Raw genomic sequence first — 23,906 nt, forward strand, 5'->3', positions numbered from 1 at the left:
TAGCCCCTTTTTTCTGCCCCTACATGTGGAAGGTTCCCGTGACTCAGAAGCCCGACCAGTGTCTTGGTGAATGGATCGACCGTGAAGCGCTCGCTGAAGCGATGATTCCGCTTATCGGTCAGCTGTACCGCAATAACAATGTGGTGAGCTCGATCTATGGCCGCAGCCTGATCAACCAGTCAGTCATCGCGATTCTCAAAGCGCATCGCTTTGCTCGCCATCGTTCTGCCGACGACAGCGAACTCTCCGTCCACGAAACATTCCCTCTGCTTAAAGCCATGAGCGAGCTCAAGCTCGGCGCGGCCTCGGTAGACCTGGGCAAGCTGGCTTACAAGTTTCGCAAAGAAGGTGCTGGCCGCAGCGCCGAGCAGTTCGTGCGTGAAGAAATGGCCGATGTGGTTGGCCAGCAAAACGCTGCTGCCCGCAAAGGCACTGATGTCGTGCTGTACGGTTTCGGTCGTATCGGCCGTCTGCTGGCGCGCATCCTGATCGAAAAAACCGGTGGCGGCGACGGCCTGCGCCTGCGTGCCATTGTGGTACGTAAAGGCGCCGAGAACGACCTGACCAAGCGCGCCAGCCTGCTGCGTCGCGACTCGGTACACGGTCCGTTCAACGGCACCATCGTCATCGACGAAGAAAACAACACCATCACCGCCAACGGTAACCTGATCCAGGTGATCTACGCGAAGAACCCGGCTGAGGTGGATTACACCCAGTACGGCATCAAGGACGCCCTGCTGGTGGACAACACCGGCGTATGGCGTGATGCCGAAGGCCTGGGCCAGCACCTGGCTTGCCCGGGTATCGATCGCGTTGTGCTGACGGCGCCTGGCAAAGGCAAGCTGAAGAACATCGTTCACGGCATCAACCACGTTGAAATCACCGCCGACGACAAGATCGTGTCCGCTGCTTCCTGCACCACCAACGCCATCGTGCCGGTGCTGAAGGCTGTGAATGACAAGTTCGGTATCGTTAACGGTCACGTTGAAACGGTTCACTCGTACACCAACGACCAGAACCTGATCGACAACTTCCACAAAGGCGATCGCCGTGGCCGTAGCGCCGCGCTGAACATGGTTATCACCGAGACCGGTGCTGCCACCGCTGCTGCCAAGGCCCTGCCTGAGCTGGCCGGCAAGCTGACCGGTAACGCGATCCGCGTTCCGACGCCAAACGTGTCGATGGCCATTCTCAACCTGAACCTTGAGAAAGCCGCCACCCGTGAAGAGATGAACGAGTACCTGCGCTACATGGCGCTGCACTCCGACCTGCATAAGCAGATCGACTTCGTTAATTCGCAGGAAGTGGTCTCCACCGACTTCGTTGGCTCGCGCCACGCCGGTGTGGTGGACGCTGAGGCGACCATCACCCAGGACAACCGCGTTGTACTGTACGTCTGGTACGACAACGAGTTCGGCTACAGCTGCCAGGTGGTTCGTGTGATGGAAGACATGGCTGGGGTTAACCCGCCTGCGTTCCCGCGCTAAGCCTCTGCGGTGAATGAAAAAGCCCCGACTGGTTCGGGGCTTTTTTGTGCCTGCGGGTTGTGTAGTGGCTGGCAGGGCCTCTTCGCGAGCAAGCCCGCTCCCACATTCGACCGCATTTCTTCAGGATATACGCGGCTAAATGTGGGAGCGGGCTTGCTCGCGAAGGCGATTTATCAGGCGCCACCCACCATCGAAGCCTGCGCCGTGCGCAGTTCATGCCGATTGCCCTTGAACAGGATCAGTGTGGCAATCAACCCCAACACCGCCGCCCCACTGAGCCAGATTCCCGGTGCCGCCTTGTTGTCCAGCACATGGATCAGATAGGTGCAGGCCGCCGGCGTGAAGCCACCGAACGTTGCGGTTGCCAAACTGTAGGCCAGGGAGAAGCCGGTTGTGCGAACTTCCACCGGCATGATCTCGGTCAGCGCTACGACCATCGCACCGTTGTACGAGCCGTACAGGAACGACAACCACAACAACACAATCAGCAGGTGGTTAAAGCTCGGGTTGGCCACCAGCCAGGACAGCGCCGGGTAAGCCGTGAGGATCGCCAGAATCGTCGCACCCAGCAGCAGCGGCTTGCGCCCGATCTTGTCCGACACCGCGCCCATCACCGGCAGCCAGATGAAGTTGGAAATGCCCACGCACACCGTCACCAGCAACGCATCGAAATCCGAGAGGTGCAATTCGGCCTTGCCGAAGGTCGGGGTGTAGGCGGTGATCAGGTAGAACGACACAGTGGTCATTACTACCAGGGCCATACCGGCGATGACGATGCCAAAGTTCTGACCGATAGAGCGGACGATTTCCTGCAGGGTAGGGCGGTGTTTGCGCGCCTGGAACTCAGGCGTTTCTTCCAGCGAGCGACGAATCACGAAAATCACCGGCACGATCAGGCAGCCGATCAGGAACGGCACGCGCCAGCCCCAGTCACCCATTTCTTCGGGGCTTAGCCAGTGGTTCAAGCCCACGCCGAGCAAACCGGCGAACACCACGGCGGCTTGCTGGCTGGCGGACTGCCAACTGACGAAGAAGCCCTTGCGGCCCGGTGTGGCGATTTCCGCCAGGTACACCGACACGCCGCCCAACTCGACGCCTGCCGAGAAACCCTGGAGCAGTCGACCGAACAGCACGATCAGCGGCGCGGCCACACCCAATGTGGCATAGCCGGGTACGCAGGCGATGAGGACGGTGCCGGCGGCCATCAAGGCCAAGGTGATGACCAGGCCTTTCTTGCGGCCGTGGCGGTCGATGTAGGCACCGAGGAAGATTGCGCCCAGGGGCCGCATCAGGAACCCGGCGCCGAAGGTCGCCAGGGACAGCATCAGCGAAGCAAAGGCGCTGTCGCTGGGGAAGAAGGTTTTGGCGATGGCCGTGGCATAGAAGCCATAGACCATGAAGTCGAACATCTCTAGGAAGTTGCCGCTGACAACGCGAAAAATCGCTTTGCCTTTGCCCGTTGTAGTGGACATGTCATGCACTCATTTTGGCTGTCTTATTAGTGATCCTTGGTCATCATTCGTCCTGCCTGCAGTTTTGTAACCATATGTGTATTGGCTACTACAGGCAATAAAAACTGATAGCAAGCTGACTAATTGCCGCAACATCAGAGGGCAGCGAAAAAACAATGTGGGAGCGGGCTTGCTCGCGAAAGCGGTGTGTCAGTCAACTTATGAATAACTGACCCACCGCTTTCGCGAGCAAGCCCGCTCCCACACGGGATTTGCGTTTAATTCAGGAGGCTTTTGCGCAGGCTGTCCGACAGGCCTTTCGGCGCCAGCCAGATGCCAAGGTAGGCTTTTGCCAACTCATCATCGCGACTGCTGAACACCACCTGCTCGTTGATCTCCAGGTTCAACCCACGGCCAGGACGAAAGTCGAGGGCATAACGATCACCGCTGCGGATGTTTCGAAAGCTGGCATGCAGTTGGTCCAGTTCAGGCTTCAAGCGGGCCAGGGTGGCGCTGCTTTGCTGGCGTTCCAGCGCCGTGTTGGCAGCCTTGATCACATCATTACGATCGATGTCGCGAAAGTAGAACAGCGCCAGGCGCAGGTCCTTTTGCTGGTCCCAGGCCTGTTTTGCGCGCAGGTCAGCCGGGGTGTAGAGCGCTGCGGCGTACACATCGGCCCACAGATAGACCAGCACGGCCTGGTTTTTCAGCACCAGTTCATGAGATTGCGCGGGGAAAGCGGCCTGCCTGAGCCGATCAGCCTCACTGGCCTGCACCGCAAGCGAAAAAATCATCATTAAACAGAAAACGACATGCCGCATAATGGTTCGTCCTGCAAAGGTGAGTGTCAGTAGTCTAATTCCAAATTCCGTGTTCTGTAGTAAAGGCAAGACTGGCCTACGACGCGACCAAGGGTTAATGTTCGCGGCGTTGAGGCTTATATAGACTGTGCCCCGGCTCACACACTTGAGCCAAATTGTCCTTCATGCCCGCTGGCCGCGGCATGATTTAGCCAGGCGTCCAACCGTGCGCCTGGCCTGTTCTGAGGAGTACGCATGGCTGTCTACAACTACGACGTGGTGGTACTGGGTTCCGGCCCGGCTGGAGAAGGTGCGGCGATGAACGCCGCCAAAGCTGGGCGCAAGGTGGCGATGGTCGATAGCCGTCGCCAGGTCGGCGGTAACTGCACCCACCTGGGTACCATCCCGTCCAAGGCCTTGCGTCACTCGGTGCGCCAGATCATGCAGTTCAACACCAACCCGATGTTCCGGGCCATTGGTGAGCCGCGCTGGTTCTCGTTCCCGGACGTGTTGAAAAGCGCCGAGAAAGTCATCTCCAAACAAGTGGCGTCGCGCACCGGTTACTACGCCCGCAACCGTGTCGACCTGTTCTTCGGCACCGGCAGTTTCGCCGACGAGCAGACCGTCGAAGTGGTCTGCGCCAACGGCGTGGTCGAGAAGCTGGTGGCCAAGCACATCATCATCGCCACCGGTTCGCGCCCGTATCGCCCGGCCGATATCGATTTCCACCACCCGCGTATCTACGATAGCGACACCATCCTGAGCCTGGGCCACACCCCGCGCAAACTGATCATCTATGGCGCCGGCGTGATTGGCTGTGAATACGCCTCGATCTTCAGCGGCCTGGGTGTGCTGGTGGAGCTGGTGGATAACCGTGATCAGTTGCTGAGCTTCCTCGACTCGGAAATTTCCCAGGCGTTGAGCTACCACTTCAGCAACAACAACATCACCGTGCGCCACAACGAAGAGTACGAGCGGGTCGAAGGCCTGGACAACGGCGTGATCCTGCACCTCAAGTCCGGCAAGAAGATCAAGGCCGACGCCTTGCTGTGGTGCAACGGCCGTACCGGCAACACCGACAAGCTGGGCATGGAAAACATCGGGGTCAAGGTCAACAGCCGTGGCCAGATCGAAGTGGACGAGAACTACCGCACCTGCGTGACCAACATCTACGGCGCCGGTGACGTGATCGGCTGGCCAAGCCTGGCAAGTGCCGCGCATGACCAAGGCCGTTCGGCGGCCGGCAGCATTGTCGACAACGGCAGCTGGCGTTACGTGAACGATGTGCCGACCGGGATTTACACGATTCCCGAGATCAGCTCGATCGGTAAAAACGAACACGAACTGACCAAGGCCAAGGTGCCTTACGAAGTCGGCAAGGCGTTCTTCAAGAGCATGGCGCGTGCGCAGATCGCCGGCGAGCCGCAAGGCATGCTGAAGATCCTGTTTCACCGCGAAACCCTGGAAGTCCTCGGCGTGCATTGCTTCGGCTACCAGGCCTCGGAAATCGTGCACATCGGCCAAGCGATCATGAGTCAGCCGGGTGAGCAAAATACCCTCAAGTATTTTGTGAACACCACGTTCAACTACCCGACCATGGCCGAAGCCTATCGGGTAGCGGCCTACGACGGCCTCAACCGGCTTTTTTGAGCGGCTCCGGCCGGTGGCCTGAGCCGGCCGGGGAGACCGATTTCAGTAATTCTCGAGGGTGGCAGTGGCCAAACCGGGAAAGTCTGTAATCAGGCTATCTACGCCGAAGTCGGCGAGCCTGCGCATCAGCGCAGGTTCGTTGACTGTCCACACGGACACATGCAAACCCTGGCGCTGGGCTTTTTCCAGACGCTCGGGGGTGCACAACGTCCAGTTCAACGCCAGAAATTCACAGCCGTAGTTTTGCGCGACCTTCAACGGGTCGAGCCAGGCGTATTCGGCGACCAGTCCGCGTGACAGGTCCGGGGTGAGTTCGACGGCGGCTTTGAGCACTTCCCGCGAGCTTGAGGTCACCGTGACCTTGTCCATCAGGCCGAAACGTACGGCCATCTCCCGAATCGCCAACACCGTGGTCGCGGCGCGGGTGCGTGAGGCGCTTTTGACTTCCAGTTGCCAGTGATCGAAGTCGCATTTCTCGAACAGTTCTTCCAGGCGCGGGATCGGGCACGGGCTGACCCAGCCTGGGCCGCCTTTGCGCGCGTCCATCTTCACAAGATCGGCCGCCGAATACTCGACGACTTTGCCGCGCCGGTCGGCCGTGCGCTTGAGGGTGGGGTCGTGGATGACCATCAGCTCGCCGTCCATGGACAGGTGCAAATCCAGTTCGCAGCGGCGTACACCGTGCTTGAGGCACTCCTGGAAGCTGGTCAGGGTGTTTTCCGGTGCTTCGCCTTTGGCACCGCGGTGGCCGTAAATCAGGGTCACAGTTGCTCCTTTGCGCCAGGTTGTCTGGCGGGGTGAATACGAATTCAGGTGTCTTGGGCGTCGCTCTGTTCCCGTGCCAGGCGTCGTTCCTGGGCTTGTTTCTGCAAGATATAGCGTGCCAGCAACTGGCGTTGGGCGTCGGTCATGGATTCGAACTCAGTGCCCACCTCAAATGCGTCACCCTTGGGGTCACAATGGGTGACGCGGGCGCGCAGCAGCAAGCCGAGCGCCTGAGGCATCAGCACCAGCTTGACGGCCAGGTGAGCGCCGGGCGCGAGGGGCGTGGGGTGCATGAAGTCAATGCCGCCCTCGGAAATGATCACCGGCTGCGGCGCGCCCACCTCATCCAGCAGGCCGCGGGCCATGATCTGGCTGAGCAGGTCCACGCGTTTGTTCTGGACTTTGAGGAAGGCTGCCAGGCTGCGATCTTTCTCGCTGATCTGGCGCAGCAGGTGCTGGGCTTCGAATTCGCTGAGGTGCAGTTCGCTGAGCAGATTGAACAGCGGGGAATCATCCAGCAACACTTCCTTGCTCGCCGCCTCCGGGGCAGACAGTGTGCTGATTTGAAGTGCGATCATGTCGTCGATACGGTAGTATTCGCGGCGTTCTTCTTCATCTAATGTCGACATGGCGAACCCAAAGTAGCGGTAATGGTCTGAGTGTAAAGCTGCTTACCTGACCCCGCCACCGGGACGTCTTCTTTTCCTCCGAACAAGCCCCGACATGTTCAGACCTCTCTTCGTATTTATCGGCACGCGTTATACCCGTGCAAAGCGCCGCAATCATTTTGTGTCGTTCATTTCCCTAACCTCGATGATTGGGCTCGCCTTGGGCGTGGTCGTGATGATCGTGGTGCTGTCGGTGATGAACGGCTTCGATCATGAGATGCGCACCCGCGTGCTGGGCATGGTGCCCCACGCGACCATCGAGTCCGATGAGCCCATCAGTGACTGGCCAAGCCTGGCCGACAAGGTCAAGCAGAACCCCAAGGTGGTGGCCGTTGCGCCGTTTACCCAGATGCAGGGGTTGCTGACCAACGACGGCAAGGTGCAGAAAATCCTGCTCAATGGCATCGATCCGGCCCAGGAACGTAACGTGTCGATCATCGACAAGTTCATGTTGCAGGGCAAACTCGACGACCTCGCGCCCGGCAGCTTCGGCATCGTGATCGGCGACAAGGCCGCGGCCAAGCTCGGCGTGGGCATCGGCGACAAGCTGACCTTCGTCGCGCCGGAAGTCACCGTGACCCCGGCCGGCATGTTCCCGCGCATGAAGCGCTTTACCGTGGTCGGCACGTTCCACGTGGGCGCCGGCGAGATCGACGGCTACCTCGGCCTGACCAACCTCACCGACCTGGCGCGCCTGCATCGCTGGCAGCCGGACCAGGTGCAGGGCCTGCGCCTCAAGTTCAACGACCTGTTCGACGCACCGCGCGGCGCCTGGGAAATCGCCCAACACCTGGGTGAATCCAAGTACTACGCCCGCGACTGGACCCGTACCCACGGCAACCTGTACCAGGCCATCCGCATGGAAAAAGCCATGATCGGCCTGTTGTTGCTGCTGATCGTTGCCGTGGCCGCGTTCAACATCATCTCCACCCTGGTGATGGTGGTGAACGACAAGAAGGGCGACATTGCCATCCTGCGTACCCTTGGCGCCACGCCGGGGCAGATCATGGCGATCTTCATGGTGCAGGGCACCGTGATTGGCGTGGTCGGCACCTTGATCGGCACCGCCGTCGGCATTTTGGCCGCGTTGAATGTCAGTGCCGCCATCGCCGCGCTGGAAAAAGTCATCGGCCACAAGTTTCTCAACGCCGACGTCTACTTCATCGACTACCTGCCGTCCCAGGTTCAGGCCCAGGACGTGTTGATGGTGGGCGGCGCCGCGTTGCTATTGAGTTTCCTTGCCACCCTGTATCCAGCCTGGCGCGCGGCACGTACCCAGCCAGCACAGGCCTTACGTTATGAGTGAATCGGGCATGAGTGAAAAAGCGATTTTGAGCTGCCGCAACCTGGGCAAATCCTACGAGGAAGGTCCGGAGTCGGTGGTGGTGTTGTCCAACCTGCAGCTGGAACTGCACCCGGGCGAGCGCGTGGCGATCGTCGGCAGTTCCGGTTCGGGCAAAAGTACCTTGCTCAACCTGTTGGGCGGCCTGGATACGCCGTCCCAGGGCAGCGTATGGCTGGCTGGCGAAGAGTTGTCGGCCCTCGGTGAGAAGGCGCGCGGTCAACTGCGCAACCGTTCGTTGGGTTTTGTCTACCAGTTCCACCATTTGCTGGCGGAATTCACTGCACTGGAAAACGTGTGCATGCCGCTGCTGATCGGCAAGACCGCGATCCCGGAAGCCCGCCAGCGCGCCAAGGCGTTGCTGGAGCGCGTCGGCCTCGGCCATCGCCTGGAGCACAAGCCGGCCGAGCTGTCCGGCGGTGAGCGCCAGCGTGTGGCGATTGCCCGCGCCCTGGTGAACAACCCAGGCCTGGTGATGCTCGACGAGCCGACCGGCAACCTCGACTCCCACACCGCCCAGGGCATCAAGGATTTGATGCTGGAACTGAGCACCCAGATGCGCACCGCGTTCCTGGTGGTGACCCATGACATGAGCATGGCCCGCCAGATGGACCGTGTGTTGCACCTGCAGGAAGGTCACTTGGTCGCCATCTGACCCGTTTCAAGCCCGGCGCCTGGCGCTGGGCTTTTTCATTTTTTTAAACGGTGCCCGCGAATGTTCAGACCGTTATCGATTTTCATCGGCACGCGCTATACCCGCGCCAAGCGCCGCAACCGTTTTGTTTCGTTTATCTCGATGACCTCGATGATCGGCCTCGCCCTGGGCGTGCTGGCGATGATCGTGGTGTTGTCGGTGATGAACGGCTTCCAGCGCGAAATGAGCACGCGCATTCTCGGCATGGTGCCCCACGCCACCATCGTCGGCGTAAACCCGATTGATGATTGGCAGCCCGTGGCCACTGCCGCGTTGAAGAACCCGGAAGTCACCGCAGCGGTGCCTTTCACGCAGATGGACGGCATGTTCTCCTACAAAGGCGCGATGCAGCCGATCGAGATCAGCGGCGTCGACCCGGCCCAGGAAGGCAAGGTGTCGATCGTGGCCCAGCATATCGTGCGCGGCAAGCTGGAAGACCTGAAAGCCGGCGAATTCGGCGTGGTCATCGGCGACATCACCGCACGGCGTTTCCGCCTGAACGTGGGCGACAAGCTCACCCTGATCGTCCCGGAAATCAGCACCGCGCCGGGCGGCATCACCCCGCGTATGCAGCGCTTGAACGTGGTCGGTATCTTCAAGGTCGGCGCCGAGCTGGATGGCTCCATGGCCTTGATCAACATGGCCGACGCCGCCGAGATCCAGCACTGGCAGCCGAACCAGGTGCAAAGCGTGCGCCTGGCGGTGAAGGACCTGTACGCAGCGTCCAAGGTCTCGGCGGACATCGCCGCCAGCCTGGGCGCGGCCTACAAGCCGGATGACTGGACCCACACCCAGGGCAGCCTGTTCAGCGCGATGAAGATGGAAAAGACCATGATCGGCCTGCTGTTGCTGATGATCGTCGCCGTCGCCGCGTTCAACATCATTGCCACCTTGATCATGGTGGTGAACGACAAGGGCGCTGACATCGCGATTTTGCGCACCATCGGCGCCACGCCACGGCAGATCATGGCGATCTTCATGGTGCAGGGCACGGTGATCGGCATCGTCGGCACCTTGATCGGCGGCGTGTTGGGCGTGATCGCGGCGTTGAACGTGAGTGAACTGGTGGGGTGGCTGGAGCGCGTGAGCGGCCAGCATATCTTCAGTTCGGACGTATACTTTGTCAGCAACCTGCCTTCGGAACTGCAGGGCGGCGACGTGCTGCTGATTTGCTCGGCGGGGTTTGTGCTGAGCTTTTTGGCGACACTGTACCCGGCGTATCGGGCGGCGAAGATTGAGCCGGCGCATGCTTTGAGATATTCGTAACGTTCAAGACCGCTTTCGCGAGCAAGCCCGCTCCCACATTTGTCCGCGTACATCCTTTGGAATGCGGTCGAATGTGGGAGCGGGCTTGCTCGCGAAGGGGCCGGCCCGGCCTGCATCAATCTGCTGTTGGCAACTCAATCACAAACCTGGTCCACCCCGCCCCAGACTCACAATAAATCCTCCCCCCATGCGCCCGCACAATCGACTGGGTAATCGCCAACCCCAGCCCTGCATGCTCGCTGCTGCCTTCACGGCGCGCCGGGTCCGCCCGGTAGAACCGGTCAAACAACCGCGGTAACAACGCCGCCGGAATGCCTTCCCCCGTATTCTCCACCGTCAGCCTCACGCCCCGTTTGCTTTCAACCATCCGCACCCGCACTTCGCCACCGGCCGGGGTAAACCTGAGTGCGTTATCGAGCAAATTCGACAATGCCCGGCGCAACATGCCGCGATCACCCGCCGTATGGGCGGTGCCTTCGCGCACCAGGCTCACGTGGGCGTCCTCCGCCAACAAGGCGAAGAATTCCAGCAGCGCCTCCACTTCATCTTCCAGCACCAAGGCTTCGCGCTTGGGCATGAGCAGCCCGTGATCCGCCTTGGCCAGGTACAACATGTCATTCACCAACTGCGCCATCCATTGCAGCTCCTCCAGGTTGCTGTGCAGCGCCTCGCGGTAATCCTCCAGCGGGCGCGGCTGGGTGAGGATGACTTGGGTGTGGGTCAGCAGGTTCGACAGCGGCGTGCGCAGTTCGTGGGCGATGTCAGCAGAGAAGGCCGAGAGGCGCTGGAACGAGTCGTCCAGGCGGCCCAGCATCGCGTTGAAGGCCTGGGCCAGCTCGGCCAGTTCCACCGGCATTTGCTGCTGGGGCAGGCGTTGGGTCAATGACTGAGCAGATACTCCGGCAGCCACTTCACTCATGCGCCGCAACGGCCGCAAGCCACTGCGTGCCGCCCAGGCGCCGAGTAGCGCGGTGGCCAGGGCCGAGAGGCCGACGGTCAGCCAGATCAGATGCTGCATGCGTTGCAGGAAGTGCTGGTGATGGGTGATGTCGAGCATCAGGCTCAGTTGCGGCGAGCCCGGCTGGTTTGGCAGCAACGGCACGTTGTACACGCGATAGTCGGTGCCGGCGTTTTGCAGGCTGTGCAGGCCGGGCGCTGCGGGCAGTGCGACGCCCGGTGCGCCGTCATACCAGCGCTGGCCGTCGGCAGTGATGCGCAACGCAAGGTCGGGTTGCCGGTTGAGTTCGGTGCGCAATTGCGCTTCGCGCTGGGCGAACAACTGCGGCGTATCCACACCCTGCAACGTGCTGCGCAAGGCCACCAGTTTGCCGTCGAGCAACTGTTGGTCGAGTTCGACAAAGTGCGCCTCACTGGCCTGGTTGAACAACACGCCTGCGATCAGCGAGACCACCGCCGTGCACGCCGCAAACAGCAGCGCCAGTCGGCTGGCCAGGGACAGGCGCTTGATCAATTGCACCGTTCCTCCAGCACATAGCCCATGCCGCGCACGGTGTGGATCAGCTTGTTGGGGAAATGGTCGTCGACTTTCAGGCGCAATCGGCGAATCGCCACTTCGATGATGTTGGTGTCGCTGTCGAAATTCATGTCCCACACTTGAGAGGCGATCAGCGACTTGGGCAGCACTTCGCCCTGGCGGCGCAGCAGCAGTTCCAGCAGGGAGAATTCCTTGGCGGTGAGGTCGATGCGCTGACCGTCCCGCTCGACGCGGCGGCGGATCAGGTCCAGGCGCAGGTCGGCCAGTTGCAGCGCGGTTTCCTGCGGTGTGCTGCTGCCACGGCGCAACAGGCTGCGCACCCGGGCCAACAGTTCGGAAAAGGCGAAGGGCTTGACCAGGTAATCGTCGGCGCCCAGCTCCAGGCCGTGCACGCGGTCTTCGACGGCATCGCGGGCGGTGAGGAACAGCACCGGGATGTCCAGGCCGGCGCTGCGCACGGCTTGCAGGATTTGCCAGCCGTCGCGGCCCGGCAGCATCACATCGAGGATCAGCAGGTCGTAATCACCGGTCAATGCCAGATGTTGCCCGGTGGTGCCGTCGGCCACCAATTCGGTGGTAAAGCCCGCCTCGGTCAGGCCCTGGCGCAGGTAATGGCCGGTTTTCGGTTGGTCTTCGACGATCAGCAGTTTCATGGGCAACTCTTGGCAGCGGGAGCAGCGGGCTTTATACCGTGGGCGCCAGGGCAGGGGCGTAACCTGACAAAGTTGTAATCTAGCAGTCAGCTGGCTGGCAGCGGCGCCATCTTAGAGTGCTGCCCAAGCTGTTCACACACTTTTGGAGAACCGAGATGGCGTTGCGTACACCCCTATTGCTGGCGGGTTGCCTGTTGGCCTTGAGTTTCGATGCGGTGGCTGACACGGCCCACACATTTGCCTTCGGCCATGCGGCGTCGGCTGACAAAGCCACGCGCAGCGTGGAAGTGGTGCTGCAGGATATTTCCTTTTCACCCAAGTCGCTGGACGTAAAAGCCGGTGAGACCGTGCGCTTTGTGCTGGTCAACAAGGGCCAGTTGCTGCATGAATTCAACCTGGGCGACGCGGCGATGCATGCCGCACACCAGAAGGAAATGTTGCAGATGCAGGCCAGCGGCATGCTCACCGCCACCGGCATGGGCAAGATGGACCACAGCGCCATGGGCCACGGTGACATGGGCGGCATGAAACATGACGACCCCAACAGTGTGCTGGTAGAGCCCGGCAAAACGGCCGAGCTGACCTGGACCTTCACCAAGGCCACGGGTCTGGAATTCGCCTGTAATATCCCCGGGCACTATCAGGCGGGCATGGTCGGCAAGCTCAACGTCGATTGATCGGGTGTTTTTTAGGGGCGGGGGCAAAGGCTGGTAGACTGGCGCGGTTTATTTAGCCAGGTTTCCGCCATGCATCCCGCAGCCGAACATTCGCCGCTGGGCAAGTCCAGTGAATACATCTCCACTTACACCCCGTCGTTGCTGTTCCCGATCCCTCGCGCCGCCAAATGGGCCGAGCTGGGCCTGAGCGCCGAAACCCTGCCTTACAAAGGCGTGGATTTCTGGAACTGCTTCGAATTGTCCTGGCTGCTGCCGTCGGGCAAGCCGGTGGTGGCCATCGGTGAATTCAGCATTCCGGCCGACTCGCCGAACATCATCGAGTCCAAGTCCTTCAAGCTGTACCTCAACTCGCTGAACCAGACCGCGTTTGCCGATACGGCAAGCCTGGAAGCGACCTTGCGCACCGACCTCAGCGCCGCCGCCGGCAAACCGGTGAGCGTGCGTATCCGCCGTTTGGCCGAGGTTGAGGCCGAAGGTGTGCAGGCCCTGCCGGGCGTGTGCATTGATGACCTGGACATCAGCGTCAGCAACTACGAACACCCGCGCCCGGAACTGCTGCGCTGCGATGATTTGCGCATTGTCGAGGAGAGCGTGCACAGCCACCTGCTCAAATCCAACTGCCCGGTTACCAGCCAGCCCGATTGGGGCAGTGTGGCGGTGCAATACCGTGGTTCGGCCCTGGATCACGCCAGCCTGCTGGAATACATCGTAAGCTTTCGCCAGCACTCGGACTTCCATGAGCAGTGCGTGGAGCGGATCTTTCTCGACCTGCAGCGCTTGCTCAAGCCGGAAAAATTGACGGTGTATGCGCGGTATGTGCGGCGCGGTGGGTTGGACATCAACCCGTATCGCAGCACGGAAGACATGCCGTTCCAGAACGTGCGCCTGGCACGTCAGTAGCCTTAATACAAAAAAATGTGGGAGGGGGCTTGCTCCCGATTGCAGTGGGTCAGGCACAAATACTGTGCCTGACACTCCGCTATCGGGAGCAAGCCCCCTCCCACATTTTGGTTCTGCGTTTGGCTTGGTTTCGGGTTATATCCCGATATTGCCCAGGGTCGTCACAATATTGCGCAAGGTCCCGGCAATGCCCGGGTGGTCCAGTTCGAAGCGTTCAACCGCCAGGTTCACGCCATCGGCGATGCTTGGGTCCTGAATGGCGCCTTCCAGAGGCTCTTGAACTTCAAGTTCGGCAATCAGTGTTTCGAGTTCGTCGCGTTTTTCCGCCGACATCAGCGGGTCGCTGTCCAATTGCTCGCGCAATACTTTGACTTGGTTTTTCAACTCTTCGCGGGCAGGCATGGCGTTCTTCCTTTTATCGATAGGCACTGGCATAGACCGCGGCACGCCGGGAAAGGTCTACGGGCTGACCTGTAGATTAATCCACCGGCGCCTTCAGTGCATGATCTCTATCAGGGCTTCTCGCCTTTGAGCTGGCGCAGGCTGATATCCGCCAGGCACGTGCCCAGCTCGCCAAGGTGGTCGATCACCGAATGCACGCCCAACCCATACAGCGCCACCGTGGCTTTACCGCGCTTATGCTCGCGTTGCTGCTCGGTCAGCGCCTGCCATTGCTCCGGTGCCAAGCCGCACAGTGAGCCGCAGGACGCCAGGCCGATGGTCCACAACCCGGCGTTGAGGCCCGCTTGCAGCAAGCGTGGCTCGCCGCTGACCAGCACGCAGCCTTCCAGGCGTTCGATATTCAAGGCCATCAAGGCTTGCCAGCAGGCATGCGGCGCCGGCCAGCGGATGGAGGAGGGTGGCGTTGCCTTCACCCAGTCGGGCAATGCGGCCGACAGGGGTGTGGTCACTGAGGCGGGCAGCTCATCCAGCCAGGCGCAAGGTACGCCTTGGTCCTTGAGGCTGCGCAATATCTTCAGCGCGCCAGGCGTGGCTTGGGAATCGGGGGCGGGCGAGTCGGTGCGGGCCTGGGAACCGAAATCCACCAGGCAGCCACTCAGGCCAAACAGCACGGCAGTCAAGGAGGGGGCTCTGGCGACGGCAATTTCGGCGTGAGGCATTTCGACATCCCTGAAATAGCTGTGACGCTATCGGGGCGACATGACAAGCGGATGACACTCAGGTGTACTTGTAGGAATTTTGTGCATTTTGCGTATGTCGTTTCCTCGCTGCTGCCTAAATCGACACTTCCGTCATATACTGACGATCTTATTCAGGGCATAGCGCCCATGACAGACCATTCAAGGAGCAAAAGCTATGCGCTGGAGCCACTACTTCGCTCAGCTATCTGTGTGTGCCACCGTCCTTCTGGCCCCGTTCGCCGTCCAGGCTGCGTCGGAAGACGATCCATGGGAAAGCGTTAACCGCCCGATCTTCACCTTCAACGATACCGTTGATACCTATGCGCTCAAGCCATTGGCGCAGGGCTACCAGTTTGTCACCCCGCAATTCATGCAGACTGGCATCCATAACTTCTTCCGCAACATCGGCGATGTCGGCAACTTTGCCAACGACGTGTTGCAGCTCAAGCCCCACGCGGCCGGTGTCGACACCGCTCGTTTGCTGATGAACACCACGTTTGGTGTGCTGGGCTTCATTGATGTCGGCACCAAAATGGGGCTGCAACGCAACGACGAAGACTTCGGCCAGACCCTGGGTCGCTGGGGCGTCGGCAGCGGTCCTTACGTGATGCTGCCGCTGCTCGGCCCAAGCACCCTGCGTGATGCGCCGTCCAAATACGTCGACAGCTACACCCAACCGTACCGTTACATGAACGATATCGGCTGGCGCAACAGCACCTTCGGCCTGAACATCGTCGATACCCGTGCCAGCCTGCTCGACAGCGAGAAACTGATCTCTGGCGACAAATACACCTTCATCCGTAACGCTTACCTGCAGAACCGTGAGTTCAAGGTCAAGGACGGCAAGGTCGTCGACGACTTTTAAGCCGTGACGTTTTGAAATGAAAAAAAGGCGACCCGAGTGGTCGCCTTTTTTGTGCGCGGTTTCAGCGCATTTTCAAGATCCTGAGGCCCAGGTGCTGGCGCTCGCCTTCATTCCTGGCCCACACCACCTCGGTGTCCGCCTCCAGGCCCGCGAGGGCGGCGTGCTCTGAATCAATACGCACCGTCAGCGGGTCTCCGACCTCGAACTGGCGCGGTGCCTCAACCTGCATACCGGAGCTGGAAAGGTCTACACAGACCCCGGCAATCTCCTGCCCGGCGTGGATCAACGACACATCGGCATCCACTCGCATGCGGATGAAATCGCGTTTTTCGGCGTAGTCGCGCTCATGTTCGCTCACAGCTTCCATCCTTACTTTGTGTTGTGGTGGTGGCTGTTCTTATAACTCCCGGTGATTTGCGGTGTAAAGACGCCCGGCGACCATCGGCATGAGCTTGAAACCCCTGACGGATGGGAGTACCGTCTGCGCCTTAGAAGGGCACCTCTGCTTTACCTTTGTGCATGGGCAAAATCCCAATGCTTTGTAGGACAGAGAGGCTAGAAAGCGAATCCAGTACGTGAGCCCGGCCATTGTCGAGCCACCTACGCCAACCTAATTCTGGCGCCGTTTGCCCACATGCAAAAAACCAGTGCCACGCTGCTGATAATCGATGACGACGAAGTAGTGCACGCGAGCCTCGCGGCCTATTTGGAAGACAGTGGCTTCAGCGTCCTGCAGGCCAGTAATGGCCAACAGGGTCTCCAGGTATTCGAGCGCGACAAGCCCGACCTTGTGATCTGCGACCTGCGCATGCCCCAGATGGGCGGCCTCGAGCTGATCCGCCAGGTGACTGAGCTTGCCCCGCAGACGCCGGTGATTGTTGTGTCCGGTGCCGGCGTGATGAACGACGCCGTCGAGGCCCTGCGCCTGGGCGCTGCCGATTACCTGATCAAGCCCCTGGAAGACCTGGCCGTGCTGGAGCACTCGGTGCGCCGCGCGCTGGACCGTGCCCGCCTGCTGCTGGAAAACCAGCGCTACCGCGAAAAGCTCGAAACCGCCAACCGCGAGCTCGAAGCCAGCCTCAACCTGCTCCAGGAAGACCAGAACGCCGGTCGCCAGGTGCAGATGAACATGCTGCCGGTCAGCCCCTGGACCATCGACGAGTTCAAGTTTGCGCACCAGATCATCCCGTCGTTGTACCTGTCGGGTGATTTCGTCGATTATTTCCGCGTCGATGAGCGGCGTGTGGCGTTCTACCTGGCCGACGTCTCCGGCCACGGCGCTTCTTCTGCTTTTGTCACCGTGTTGTTGAAGTTCATGACCACACGGCTGTTGTTCGAATCCAAGCGCAATGGCACCTTGCCGGAGTTCACCCCCTCCGAGGTGCTGGGCCACATCAACCGAGGCCTGATCAGCTGTAAGCTGGGCAAGCACGTGACGATGGTCGGCGGCGTGATCGATGAAGAAACCGGTCTTTTGACCTACAGCATCGGCGGTCACCTGCCGATGCCGGTTTTATACACTCCAGACAGTGTGCGTTACCTGGAAGGCCGTGGTCTGCCGGTGGGCTTGTTCAATGAAGCCACCTACGAAGACCACATCCTGGAACTGCCGCCGACCTTCAGCCTCACGCTGATGTCCGACGGTATCCTGGACCTGCTTCCAGAGCCTACACTCAAGGAGAAAGAAGCCGCCTTGCCTGAAAAGGTCAAGTTGGCGGGCGGCAGCCTGGATGGCCTGCGGCAGGTTTTTGGATTGGCCACGCTAGGGGAGATGCCGGATGATATCGCCCTATTGGTGTTGAGCAGGAATCTTTGATGAGTACCGGAAGAATCCAATTCGCCGAGCAAGACGGGACCTTCGTCCTGAAGTTTGTCGGTGAAGTGCGCCTGACCTTATGTTCGGCGCTGGATGCAACGATTGAGCGGATTTTCACAGCCCTGAATTTCTCGGCGATCGTGATCGATCTGACCGAAACCCGCAGCATCGACAGCACCACCCTTGGCTTGCTGGCCAAGTTGTCCATTCTGTCGCGGCAGAAGGTTGGCCTGTTGCCGACTGTCGTCACCACCCACGAAGACATCACCCGGCTGTTGCAGTCCATGGGTTTTGATCAGGTGTTCAATATCGTTGACCGCCCGATCCCCTGCCCGGAATGCCTGACCGACCTGCCTTCGCAAGACCAGTCCGAAGAAGTGGTACGGATCAAGGTGCTCGAAGCGCACAAGATCCTGATGGGCCTGAACGAGTCCAACCGCGAAGCCTTCCACGACCTCGTCAACGCCCTGGAACGCCACTAACCTCCAGTTGACACGCACAATTCCAATGTGGGAGCGGGCTTGCTCGCGAAAGCGGTGTGTCAGTCAGTAAATTCGTAACTGACCCACCGCTTTCGCGAGCAAGCCCGCTCCCACAGTTGAGCTGCGCTTGGCTTGAGGTAGGCGAAAGACACAAAAAAGGGCGGCACCCTCACAGGTGCCGCCCTTTTTGTCGCCGACTGCCTTACAACTTGGCAGCCAACAACGCCTCCAGCTTCTCCTGGTCCCGAGCAAACTGACGAATCCCCTCCGCCAGCTTCTCAGTCGCCATCGCGTCCTCGTTGGACTCCCAACGGAACTGCGCTTCAGTCAAATGCACCCGCGCTTCGCCGGCATGGCCTGGTGCCAACTTGCGTTCCAGCTTGCCTTCATCCGCCGCCAGCTTCTCCAGCAGGTCCGGGCTGATGGTCAGGCGATCACACCCGGCCAGCTCTTCAATCTGGCTGAGGTTACGGAAGCTCGCACCCATCACCACCGTCTTGTAGCCATTGGCCTTGTAGTAGTTGTAGATGCGCGTCACCGACTGCACGCCCGGATCATCGGAACCGGTGTAGTCGTTGCCGTTGGCCTTCTTGTACCAGTCGTAGATACGGCCCACGAACGGCGAAATCAGGAACACCCCTGCCTCGGCACAGGCCACGGCCTGGGCAAACGAGAACAGCAGCGTCAGGTTGGTCTGGATACCTTCTTTTTCCAGCGTCTCGGCTGCACGGATGCCTTCCCAGGTGGAGGCGATCTTGATCAGCACACGGTCACGGCCAACGCCGGCTTTGTCGTACAGGTCGATCAGACGGTGCGCACGCTTGAGTACGGCGTCAGTGTCGAACGACAGGCGGGCATCCACCTCAGTGGAAATACGGCCCGGTACGACTTTGAGAATCTCTTGACCCACCGCCACCGCAAAACGGTCGCTGGCCAGGCCCACGTCGCCGTTACAGTCCTTAACGCACTCATCCAGCAGCTTGGCATAGCCTGGGATCGAAGCGGCCTTAAGCAGCAGGGAAGGGTTGGTAGTGGCGTCTTGCGGCTTGAGCTTGGCGAGAGTAGAAAAATCGCCGGTATCGGCTACAACGGTGGTGAATTGCTTGAGTTGTTCCAGCTTGGAAGTCATGGGCGTGCTCTGTCCTGTGGGTCTGATGACATTACCCGAGCGCCGGCAGGCGCTCAAGGGCGCAAATGCGTTCGATCGTTTGCGAGGGCAACAACCTGAAAACAGCCGTTTGAATCACCGGCCGTACTGCTAACTAGGAGGCCAAAATCGCCATCAGGTTCAACCCAACTGCCCGATGACCACCCCAGGCAAAATGTGGGAGCGGGCCTATCAGCAATGACGCCCTCAAAAAACCACCACCACCTACCTGATGCACACAGCTCAAAATGTGGGAGCTGGCTTGCCAGCGATGACGCCAGCCCAGCCCCTGAACAACCCCCTGACACCCATCACCCAAAACTGTGGGAGCGGGCTTGCTCGCGATGATGCCAGCCCAGCCCCTAAACATCCCCCTGACACTCATCACCCAAAACTGTGGGAGCGGGCTTGCTCGCGAAGGCGGCCTGTCAGCCCCAAATAACCCCACTGACACCCAACCCACTAAATCACCGCCCCTCCAACAACTCCCCCGCCTGATCCAGCAACGCCAACGGATCACTCGCCTTATGAATATCCACCGACAACAACTGCCTGAACCGGCGAGCCCCCGGAAACCCGGTCCCCAACCCCAGCACATGCCGCGTAATGTGATGCATCGCCCCACCACTGGCCAAATGCTCCGCAATATACGGCCGCAACTGCGCCAGCGCCTCAGCCCGACTAACCACCGGCGCCTCACTGCCAAACAACTGCTGATCCACCTCCGCCAGCAAATACGGATTGTGATAAGCCTCGCGCCCCAACATCACCCCATCGAACAACTGCAAATGCGCTTGGCACTGCTCCAGCGTCTTGATCCCACCGTTCAGCACAATCTCCAGCTCCGGGAAATCCTGCTTCAACTGCGCTGCCACGTCATAGCGCAACGGCGGAATGTCGCGATTCTCCTTCGGCGACAACCCCTCCAGAATCGCAATCCGCGCATGCACCGTAAAACTGGTGCACCCGGCGTCCCTCACCGTCCCGACGAAATCACACAACTCGGCATAACTGTCGCGCCCATTAATCCCGATACGATGCTTCACCGTCACCGGAATCGACACCGCATCCCGCATCGCCTTCACGCAATCCGCCACAAGTGCAGGGTGCGCCATCAGGATCGCGCCGATCATATTGTTCTGCACCCGATCACTCGGGCAGCCGACGTTCAAGTTCACTTCGTCATAACCGCCAGCCTCAGCCATACGCGCGCAAGCGGCCAGGTCGGCAGGAACACTGCCGCCCAACTGCAGCGCGAGTGGGTGCTCGGCTTCGTTGTGACGCAGGAAACGGTCGTGGTCGCCGTGCAGGATCGCGCCCGTGGTGACCATCTCGGTGTAGAGCAGGGCGTGCTTGGAGAGCAGGCGCAGGAAGAACCGGCAGTGGCGGTCGGTCCAATCCATCATCGGGGCGACGGAGAAGCGGCGGGAGAGGGGAGCGGTTTGTAGGGGCATTGGGGGTCTGAGTCAGCGGGGTGAATGGGGCGCAGTTTATCAGGGATGGGTCTTGGGTGTGGGAGGCGCGTGTTTTGCGACCTTCACCACTTCGAGCGCGGACGTTGCCGTGTGTGGAATATGCCAAGAATTTGTAGGCGATCACTGCGTACCCGATACGGAATCAGGTAAGACCAGTTGGGAACTGCCCATTCTCGGGTGTGTTTGACCCGACCTTCACGGCCCATGGAGGGAAACTGAGCTAGCTTGTCGACGCTGGCGAAGATGGCGTCGGAGAAGTCGTCAGCTGCCTTTGGGTTTTCGAGAGCAATATAGTTTGCTTCGTCTTCCAGATTTTTGAGTGCTTTTTCAAGCCACTCAACCTGCATTCCGGCTCCAGCGCCTAGCACGCATCGCTGCCACTTGGTCTTCGGTGGCGAATTTGCCTTGGTCGGCTTCTTTTACTGCCAGCTCGATCTGAGCGGTCAGCGTTTTTTCGTGTTCGATGTAGTCGCGAAGAACGTCCATCGCCAGGTAGGTCGCAGTCTGGCCGTTGGTTTTGGCCAGGTCGGCGAGAGAGTTGGACAGGTCTTCTGGCAGGTTTAGGGATATTCCAGTCATGGTGGCCTCAATGGTGGACGCTTGTGGGGCATCTTACACCGTGGAACACTCGCTTGAATCGACAGGTCGTCGCGAGGTGTATCCGGGAGTGATTTGTTCGACATCACTGCCGGAGTATCGTGGTCTGACCCCGATATCCCTCGCGCGTATGCATTCGCACCGGCATGTTCAACCCGGACGAAGCGAAGTATGCAAACGGGGTCGTGGTGGATATGCCGTATCCAACTGATGACGTTCGTCTACTAACCAAAGCCGCCGTCGACGGGCTGGACCGAATATTCCGGCCTGGGTTCAAGTACAGCAAGGCTGAAGTGATGCTGCTTAACCTTTGTCAGCCTGGTGAATACACCGACGATCTTTTCGCAATTTCTCAGCCGGCCGAGTCGACCCGGGTTATGACGGTTTTGGACCAGATCAATGACCGGTGGGGGCGTGGCACGCTTCGTACTGCCAGCGTGCCAGCGAATCCTGACTGGGGTATGCGTCGCGAAATGATGAGCCAAAGCTACACAACCAAGCTTGATCAGCTTTGGTCCGTACCCTGTAAATAACTGCTGCTTTTTTTGGCCAATAGCTGCCGTTTGTGAGCGGCAGCAATCGGCCAATACCGGCCAGTGGATGACCAGCAGAGTCGACAGAAGGAGGAGTCACCAAGGCTTGCGGTGACTACGCTCGATCTATCCGCCCGGAGTAGCAACCCTGCTTGGCGTTGTGAACGTGAATGTAACTAACCTCTGGATTGGCAAACATCCGAGTAATGACAGGTTCTATTGCTATCCCATCAGCGACGTCGGCGTCGAGCATCATCCCATCGTCAGTGAAAGCGCGAAGGGATAGTAGGCGGATTCGCATAGACTCGGGTATCTGGTCGACTGCGTCATAAGCTTGCGTGGCCCACTCCCGGATGAAGATCGCGTGTGAGGTATGGTAGGGCGTCTTGGCTGCCTGAGAGACATGGTTGAGTAAAAGCACGCTCTGACCTAGTTCCGCATCCTTCATTTCGATACGGTCAGGAAAGCCTGGGTTGCTGTCGACGATGTAACGCTTTATCCCCAGAGACGAGAGTTCTTGGTCGGGTAGTCCAAACAGTGACTGGAATGGCTCGGGGGAAAGGCCAGTTATACGAAATACCATGATCGAACTCCTATTGGTTTGGAGTGCTATCAGACTGGAATTCGTGCAGTACTTACTATCCGATTCTTGCTGCGTCATTCAAGCCAAGCGCGCCGGAGCGCAGCGTTTTAGCAACGGATCGTTAAGCCAAAAATCGTGTGAGTTTGGACGTCAGCTAAGGGGCGGTCTCTTTATATGGATTATTTCGATCAAAAGAAATTACTAAGAATTTTTAATTTTCAAATGAAAATTTTTAAGGTTCGGCACGTTTACATCGTGGAGAGATATCTTGGTAGAAGTTATTTTGCCGCGAAACTGTAACTATTATTTAAAGAAATAGAAATATTGGAGTGCTACGTTGAAATGGCCTTGACTTACCCAACTATTAAGTTGGAGGCGGGTGGGTGATTCAAGGATTAATCAACTCAAATGGGAATTTCTATGAAAGCTGCTATGGATGCAAAAGAACTGGTTCAGGTCCAAGAAAACGCTCTTACTGTTGACGCCACTACTTTGCCTTCTGGGGAAGAGATGGAGTTGTTTCAGCATGCCACTACAATGATGATCGACCGTGGTGATGATGACTGGATGGTTAATTCTCAGTTGCAAGCTGCGTAATTAATCTACAGGCGCGCCACCTATCGGTGGCGCGTTAGGGCGCTATATGATTAATGCCGAAAAAATTGCACATGATTTTTGTAGAAAAATGATCCAGAGTCTCGATAATTTTGAGTTTTCCATATATATAGGCGGTTCGCTTGCTATTAAACAAAATGATAGATTTTCAGATGTGGATGTGTGCATAGTTCATAATGGAAATATTGATTTTTCCAATATCGCGGGCGCTGAAAATATTAGAAAAACTTCTCGAGGTTTTCAAGCAGATGTTTTTTTTGCTGGCGAAGTAATAGATCTAAGATTGGATAGAGTTGATTCAATAGTAGAGTGTATTGGTCATTACAAGTCATATAAAGATTTATCACCAAGAACTCAACTGTATTTATCTGCGTTGCAAGCAGGGCAGTATTATAGGGATGACGTTGAGGTAAGAAAACTAACTCTAAATTTGGTTCTTGATAAAGAGGCTAGGGGAAGAGTTATAGAAGGCAATTACCGATTTATCAGGGACTATGGCTTTGCTGTTTATTTGGAAAGGGGTGATTACGCGACTTTTGTAGATATGCTTCTATTTTCCTATCGAGCATTTGTACATATTTTCTATGCCCTGGATTTTAGCTTGTTTCGCGGTTACAAGCACGCGCCTGTTTTTGAGACGGAAAGAAATGAAGGTGGATCTGCTGTTCTTACTGCTTTTCAGCGTGTTTTTAAACAGCCGGAATTGATAAGGCTTGAAGAGCTTGCCGAGTTATTAAAAGGCTTCTTTCAACGCCATCTGCCGTTTAAAAAAATAGATTTTGATATTAGGACAGAGCGATAGC

Annotated in this window: 26 protein-coding genes and 1 pseudogene; 13 read left to right on the forward strand and 14 right to left on the reverse strand. The window is 58.7% G+C overall.

Annotated elements, in window-relative coordinates:
• Nucleotides 1-23 precede the first annotated feature (23 nt).
• On the forward strand, nucleotides 24-1,487 hold the full coding sequence (locus tag ACLBW8_RS14610; RefSeq protein WP_447805644.1) for a glyceraldehyde-3-phosphate dehydrogenase: 1,464 nt from the start codon (nucleotides 24-26) through the stop codon (nucleotides 1,485-1,487).
• Between the two features lie 173 nt (nucleotides 1,488-1,660).
• On the opposite strand, the gene tcuC is transcribed toward ACLBW8_RS14610, so the two are convergent.
• Nucleotides 1,661-2,959: an MFS transporter gene (gene tcuC / locus ACLBW8_RS14615; protein WP_432750477.1), complete on the reverse strand. Its 1,299-nt coding sequence runs from the start codon at nucleotides 2,957-2,959 to the stop codon at nucleotides 1,661-1,663.
• 257 nt (nucleotides 2,960-3,216) lie between these two features.
• Entirely contained in the window at nucleotides 3,217-3,759 is a 543-nt protein-coding gene (locus ACLBW8_RS14620; protein ID WP_221294224.1) for a chalcone isomerase family protein, read from the reverse strand.
• Between the two features lie 234 nt (nucleotides 3,760-3,993).
• On the opposite strand from ACLBW8_RS14620, the gene sthA reads away from it, so the two are divergent.
• Nucleotides 3,994-5,388: a Si-specific NAD(P)(+) transhydrogenase gene (sthA, locus tag ACLBW8_RS14625; protein WP_012722857.1), complete on the forward strand. Its 1,395-nt coding sequence runs from the start codon at nucleotides 3,994-3,996 to the stop codon at nucleotides 5,386-5,388.
• A gap of 42 nt (nucleotides 5,389-5,430) precedes the next feature.
• Here the strand turns inward: sthA and ACLBW8_RS14630 are convergent, their stop codons facing one another.
• Entirely contained in the window at nucleotides 5,431-6,153 is a 723-nt protein-coding gene (locus tag ACLBW8_RS14630; protein ID WP_064451394.1) for a glycerophosphodiester phosphodiesterase, read from the reverse strand.
• A gap of 44 nt (nucleotides 6,154-6,197) precedes the next feature.
• Nucleotides 6,198-6,782, reverse strand: a complete 585-nt coding sequence (locus ACLBW8_RS14635) for a PilZ domain-containing protein (RefSeq protein ID WP_064451395.1) — start codon at nucleotides 6,780-6,782, stop codon at nucleotides 6,198-6,200.
• 94 nt (nucleotides 6,783-6,876) lie between these two features.
• On the opposite strand from ACLBW8_RS14635, the gene ACLBW8_RS14640 reads away from it, so the two are divergent.
• The 3 genes from ACLBW8_RS14640 to ACLBW8_RS14650 are packed head-to-tail and all read left to right on the forward strand — an operon-like array spanning nucleotide 6,877 to nucleotide 10,123.
• Complete coding sequence (locus ACLBW8_RS14640; RefSeq protein WP_064451396.1) at nucleotides 6,877-8,127, forward strand: lipoprotein-releasing ABC transporter permease subunit; 1,251 nt, start codon at nucleotides 6,877-6,879, stop codon at nucleotides 8,125-8,127.
• Between the two features lie 7 nt (nucleotides 8,128-8,134).
• Nucleotides 8,135-8,818, forward strand: a complete 684-nt coding sequence (gene lolD, locus ACLBW8_RS14645; RefSeq protein WP_447805645.1) for a lipoprotein-releasing ABC transporter ATP-binding protein LolD — start codon at nucleotides 8,135-8,137, stop codon at nucleotides 8,816-8,818.
• A 60-nt stretch (nucleotides 8,819-8,878) separates the two neighbouring features.
• The gene (locus ACLBW8_RS14650; RefSeq protein ID WP_447805646.1) at nucleotides 8,879-10,123 is read left to right on the forward strand and encodes a lipoprotein-releasing ABC transporter permease subunit; all 1,245 of its coding nucleotides are present in this window, start codon (nucleotides 8,879-8,881) and stop codon (nucleotides 10,121-10,123) included.
• A gap of 115 nt (nucleotides 10,124-10,238) precedes the next feature.
• Here the strand turns inward: ACLBW8_RS14650 and ACLBW8_RS14655 are convergent, their stop codons facing one another.
• Both ACLBW8_RS14655 and ACLBW8_RS14660 read right to left on the reverse strand, forming a co-directional pair.
• Complete coding sequence (locus ACLBW8_RS14655; RefSeq protein WP_447805664.1) at nucleotides 10,239-11,594, reverse strand: heavy metal sensor histidine kinase; 1,356 nt, start codon at nucleotides 11,592-11,594, stop codon at nucleotides 10,239-10,241.
• Entirely contained in the window at nucleotides 11,591-12,271 is a 681-nt protein-coding gene (locus tag ACLBW8_RS14660) for a heavy metal response regulator transcription factor (protein WP_407016445.1), read from the reverse strand. The genes ACLBW8_RS14655 and ACLBW8_RS14660 overlap by 4 nt, the downstream gene beginning before the upstream one ends.
• Nucleotides 12,272-12,426: 155 nt before the next feature.
• Between ACLBW8_RS14660 and copI the strand changes: the two genes are divergently transcribed.
• The gene (copI, locus tag ACLBW8_RS14665; protein ID WP_447805647.1) at nucleotides 12,427-12,948 is read left to right on the forward strand and encodes a copper-resistant cuproprotein CopI; all 522 of its coding nucleotides are present in this window, start codon (nucleotides 12,427-12,429) and stop codon (nucleotides 12,946-12,948) included.
• A 69-nt stretch (nucleotides 12,949-13,017) separates the two neighbouring features.
• The gene (gene queF, locus ACLBW8_RS14670; RefSeq protein ID WP_447805648.1) at nucleotides 13,018-13,848 is read left to right on the forward strand and encodes an NADPH-dependent 7-cyano-7-deazaguanine reductase QueF; all 831 of its coding nucleotides are present in this window, start codon (nucleotides 13,018-13,020) and stop codon (nucleotides 13,846-13,848) included.
• A gap of 135 nt (nucleotides 13,849-13,983) precedes the next feature.
• Here the strand turns inward: queF and ACLBW8_RS14675 are convergent, their stop codons facing one another.
• Nucleotides 13,984-14,250, reverse strand: coding sequence for a DUF4404 family protein (locus ACLBW8_RS14675; RefSeq protein ID WP_221294227.1), 267 nt, complete (start codon nucleotides 14,248-14,250; stop codon nucleotides 13,984-13,986).
• 110 nt (nucleotides 14,251-14,360) lie between these two features.
• The gene (locus ACLBW8_RS14680; protein ID WP_064451402.1) at nucleotides 14,361-14,969 is read right to left on the reverse strand and encodes a hypothetical protein; all 609 of its coding nucleotides are present in this window, start codon (nucleotides 14,967-14,969) and stop codon (nucleotides 14,361-14,363) included.
• A 196-nt stretch (nucleotides 14,970-15,165) separates the two neighbouring features.
• Between ACLBW8_RS14680 and ACLBW8_RS14685 the strand changes: the two genes are divergently transcribed.
• Entirely contained in the window at nucleotides 15,166-15,855 is a 690-nt protein-coding gene (locus ACLBW8_RS14685) for an MlaA family lipoprotein (protein WP_064451403.1), read from the forward strand.
• 61 nt (nucleotides 15,856-15,916) lie between these two features.
• Here ACLBW8_RS14685 and ACLBW8_RS14690 read toward each other — a convergent pair whose 3' ends face one another.
• Nucleotides 15,917-16,213, reverse strand: coding sequence for a PilZ domain-containing protein (locus ACLBW8_RS14690; RefSeq protein ID WP_064454876.1), 297 nt, complete (start codon nucleotides 16,211-16,213; stop codon nucleotides 15,917-15,919).
• A 276-nt stretch (nucleotides 16,214-16,489) separates the two neighbouring features.
• Here ACLBW8_RS14690 and rssB point away from each other — a divergent pair, with 276 nt between their 5' ends.
• Together rssB and rssC are read left to right on the forward strand one after the other, a co-directional pair.
• The gene (gene rssB, locus ACLBW8_RS14695) at nucleotides 16,490-17,671 is read left to right on the forward strand and encodes a two-component system response regulator RssB (protein WP_447805649.1); all 1,182 of its coding nucleotides are present in this window, start codon (nucleotides 16,490-16,492) and stop codon (nucleotides 17,669-17,671) included.
• Entirely contained in the window at nucleotides 17,671-18,153 is a 483-nt protein-coding gene (gene rssC / locus ACLBW8_RS14700) for an anti-sigma factor antagonist RssC (RefSeq protein WP_010566476.1), read from the forward strand. The genes rssB and rssC overlap by 1 nt, the downstream gene beginning before the upstream one ends.
• A 202-nt stretch (nucleotides 18,154-18,355) precedes the next feature.
• On the opposite strand, the gene tal is transcribed toward rssC, so the two are convergent.
• The 4 genes from tal to ACLBW8_RS14720 form a co-directional block, all read right to left on the reverse strand.
• The gene (tal, locus tag ACLBW8_RS14705) at nucleotides 18,356-19,282 is read right to left on the reverse strand and encodes a transaldolase (protein WP_064451405.1); all 927 of its coding nucleotides are present in this window, start codon (nucleotides 19,280-19,282) and stop codon (nucleotides 18,356-18,358) included.
• Between the two features lie 485 nt (nucleotides 19,283-19,767).
• On the reverse strand, nucleotides 19,768-20,754 hold the full coding sequence (dusA, locus tag ACLBW8_RS14710; RefSeq protein ID WP_447805650.1) for a tRNA dihydrouridine(20/20a) synthase DusA: 987 nt from the start codon (nucleotides 20,752-20,754) through the stop codon (nucleotides 19,768-19,770).
• An 83-nt stretch (nucleotides 20,755-20,837) separates the two neighbouring features.
• Nucleotides 20,838-21,122 carry a type II toxin-antitoxin system RelE/ParE family toxin gene (locus ACLBW8_RS14715; protein WP_447805651.1) on the reverse strand — a complete coding sequence of 95 codons (285 nt, stop codon included), beginning with the start codon at nucleotides 21,120-21,122 and terminating at the stop codon, nucleotides 20,838-20,840.
• A complete protein-coding gene (locus tag ACLBW8_RS14720; protein ID WP_447805652.1) occupies nucleotides 21,112-21,354 on the reverse strand; it encodes a CopG family ribbon-helix-helix protein in 243 nt (80 codons plus the stop codon). The genes ACLBW8_RS14715 and ACLBW8_RS14720 overlap by 11 nt, the downstream gene beginning before the upstream one ends.
• A gap of 143 nt (nucleotides 21,355-21,497) precedes the next feature.
• Here ACLBW8_RS14720 and ACLBW8_RS14725 point away from each other — a divergent pair.
• A pseudogene (locus tag ACLBW8_RS14725) lies at nucleotides 21,498-21,905 on the forward strand (DUF4113 domain-containing protein); the annotation flags it as partial.
• A gap of 115 nt (nucleotides 21,906-22,020) precedes the next feature.
• Here the strand turns inward: ACLBW8_RS14725 and ACLBW8_RS14730 are convergent.
• A complete protein-coding gene (locus ACLBW8_RS14730) occupies nucleotides 22,021-22,488 on the reverse strand; it encodes a DUF1203 domain-containing protein (protein WP_447805653.1) in 468 nt (155 codons plus the stop codon).
• 420 nt (nucleotides 22,489-22,908) lie between these two features.
• Here ACLBW8_RS14730 and ACLBW8_RS14735 point away from each other — a divergent pair, with 420 nt between their 5' ends.
• Nucleotides 22,909-23,085, forward strand: a complete 177-nt coding sequence (locus ACLBW8_RS14735; protein WP_432750471.1) for a hypothetical protein — start codon at nucleotides 22,909-22,911, stop codon at nucleotides 23,083-23,085.
• A gap of 46 nt (nucleotides 23,086-23,131) precedes the next feature.
• Nucleotides 23,132-23,905, forward strand: a complete 774-nt coding sequence (locus ACLBW8_RS14740; protein WP_447805654.1) for a nucleotidyltransferase domain-containing protein — start codon at nucleotides 23,132-23,134, stop codon at nucleotides 23,903-23,905.
• Nucleotide 23,906 lies beyond the last annotated feature (1 nt).

The organism is Pseudomonas sp. M5A4_2d, assembly GCF_053345295.1.

What these genes read in the sequence shown, in the direction of transcription:
- ACLBW8_RS14660 (WP_407016445.1), bottom strand. Translation starts at nt 12,271, where the DNA reads ATGAAACTGCTGATCGTCGAAGACCAACCGAAAACCGGCCATTACCTG.
- rssC (WP_010566476.1), top strand. Translation starts at nt 17,671, where the DNA reads ATGAGTACCGGAAGAATCCAATTCGCCGAGCAAGACGGGACCTTCGTC.
- lolD (WP_447805645.1), top strand. Translation starts at nt 8,135, where the DNA reads ATGAGTGAAAAAGCGATTTTGAGCTGCCGCAACCTGGGCAAATCCTAC.
- ACLBW8_RS14720 (WP_447805652.1), bottom strand. Translation starts at nt 21,354, where the DNA reads ATGACTGGAATATCCCTAAACCTGCCAGAAGACCTGTCCAACTCTCTC.
- ACLBW8_RS14680 (WP_064451402.1), bottom strand. Translation starts at nt 14,969, where the DNA reads ATGCCTCACGCCGAAATTGCCGTCGCCAGAGCCCCCTCCTTGACTGCC.
- rssB (WP_447805649.1), top strand. Translation starts at nt 16,490, where the DNA reads ATGCAAAAAACCAGTGCCACGCTGCTGATAATCGATGACGACGAAGTA.
- ACLBW8_RS14635 (WP_064451395.1), bottom strand. Translation starts at nt 6,782, where the DNA reads ATGTCGACATTAGATGAAGAAGAACGCCGCGAATACTACCGTATCGAC.
- ACLBW8_RS14715 (WP_447805651.1), bottom strand. Translation starts at nt 21,122, where the DNA reads ATGCAGGTTGAGTGGCTTGAAAAAGCACTCAAAAATCTGGAAGACGAA.
- tal (WP_064451405.1), bottom strand. Translation starts at nt 19,282, where the DNA reads ATGACTTCCAAGCTGGAACAACTCAAGCAATTCACCACCGTTGTAGCC.
- ACLBW8_RS14620 (WP_221294224.1), bottom strand. Translation starts at nt 3,759, where the DNA reads ATGCGGCATGTCGTTTTCTGTTTAATGATGATTTTTTCGCTTGCGGTG.
- sthA (WP_012722857.1), top strand. Translation starts at nt 3,994, where the DNA reads ATGGCTGTCTACAACTACGACGTGGTGGTACTGGGTTCCGGCCCGGCT.
- ACLBW8_RS14610 (WP_447805644.1), top strand. Translation starts at nt 24, where the DNA reads ATGTGGAAGGTTCCCGTGACTCAGAAGCCCGACCAGTGTCTTGGTGAA.
- dusA (WP_447805650.1), bottom strand. Translation starts at nt 20,754, where the DNA reads ATGCCCCTACAAACCGCTCCCCTCTCCCGCCGCTTCTCCGTCGCCCCG.
- ACLBW8_RS14650 (WP_447805646.1), top strand. Translation starts at nt 8,879, where the DNA reads ATGTTCAGACCGTTATCGATTTTCATCGGCACGCGCTATACCCGCGCC.
- ACLBW8_RS14675 (WP_221294227.1), bottom strand. Translation starts at nt 14,250, where the DNA reads ATGCCTGCCCGCGAAGAGTTGAAAAACCAAGTCAAAGTATTGCGCGAG.
- tcuC (WP_432750477.1), bottom strand. Translation starts at nt 2,959, where the DNA reads ATGTCCACTACAACGGGCAAAGGCAAAGCGATTTTTCGCGTTGTCAGC.
- queF (WP_447805648.1), top strand. Translation starts at nt 13,018, where the DNA reads ATGCATCCCGCAGCCGAACATTCGCCGCTGGGCAAGTCCAGTGAATAC.
- ACLBW8_RS14685 (WP_064451403.1), top strand. Translation starts at nt 15,166, where the DNA reads ATGCGCTGGAGCCACTACTTCGCTCAGCTATCTGTGTGTGCCACCGTC.
- ACLBW8_RS14740 (WP_447805654.1), top strand. Translation starts at nt 23,132, where the DNA reads ATGATTAATGCCGAAAAAATTGCACATGATTTTTGTAGAAAAATGATC.
- ACLBW8_RS14735 (WP_432750471.1), top strand. Translation starts at nt 22,909, where the DNA reads ATGAAAGCTGCTATGGATGCAAAAGAACTGGTTCAGGTCCAAGAAAAC.
- ACLBW8_RS14730 (WP_447805653.1), bottom strand. Translation starts at nt 22,488, where the DNA reads ATGGTATTTCGTATAACTGGCCTTTCCCCCGAGCCATTCCAGTCACTG.
- ACLBW8_RS14640 (WP_064451396.1), top strand. Translation starts at nt 6,877, where the DNA reads ATGTTCAGACCTCTCTTCGTATTTATCGGCACGCGTTATACCCGTGCA.
- copI (WP_447805647.1), top strand. Translation starts at nt 12,427, where the DNA reads ATGGCGTTGCGTACACCCCTATTGCTGGCGGGTTGCCTGTTGGCCTTG.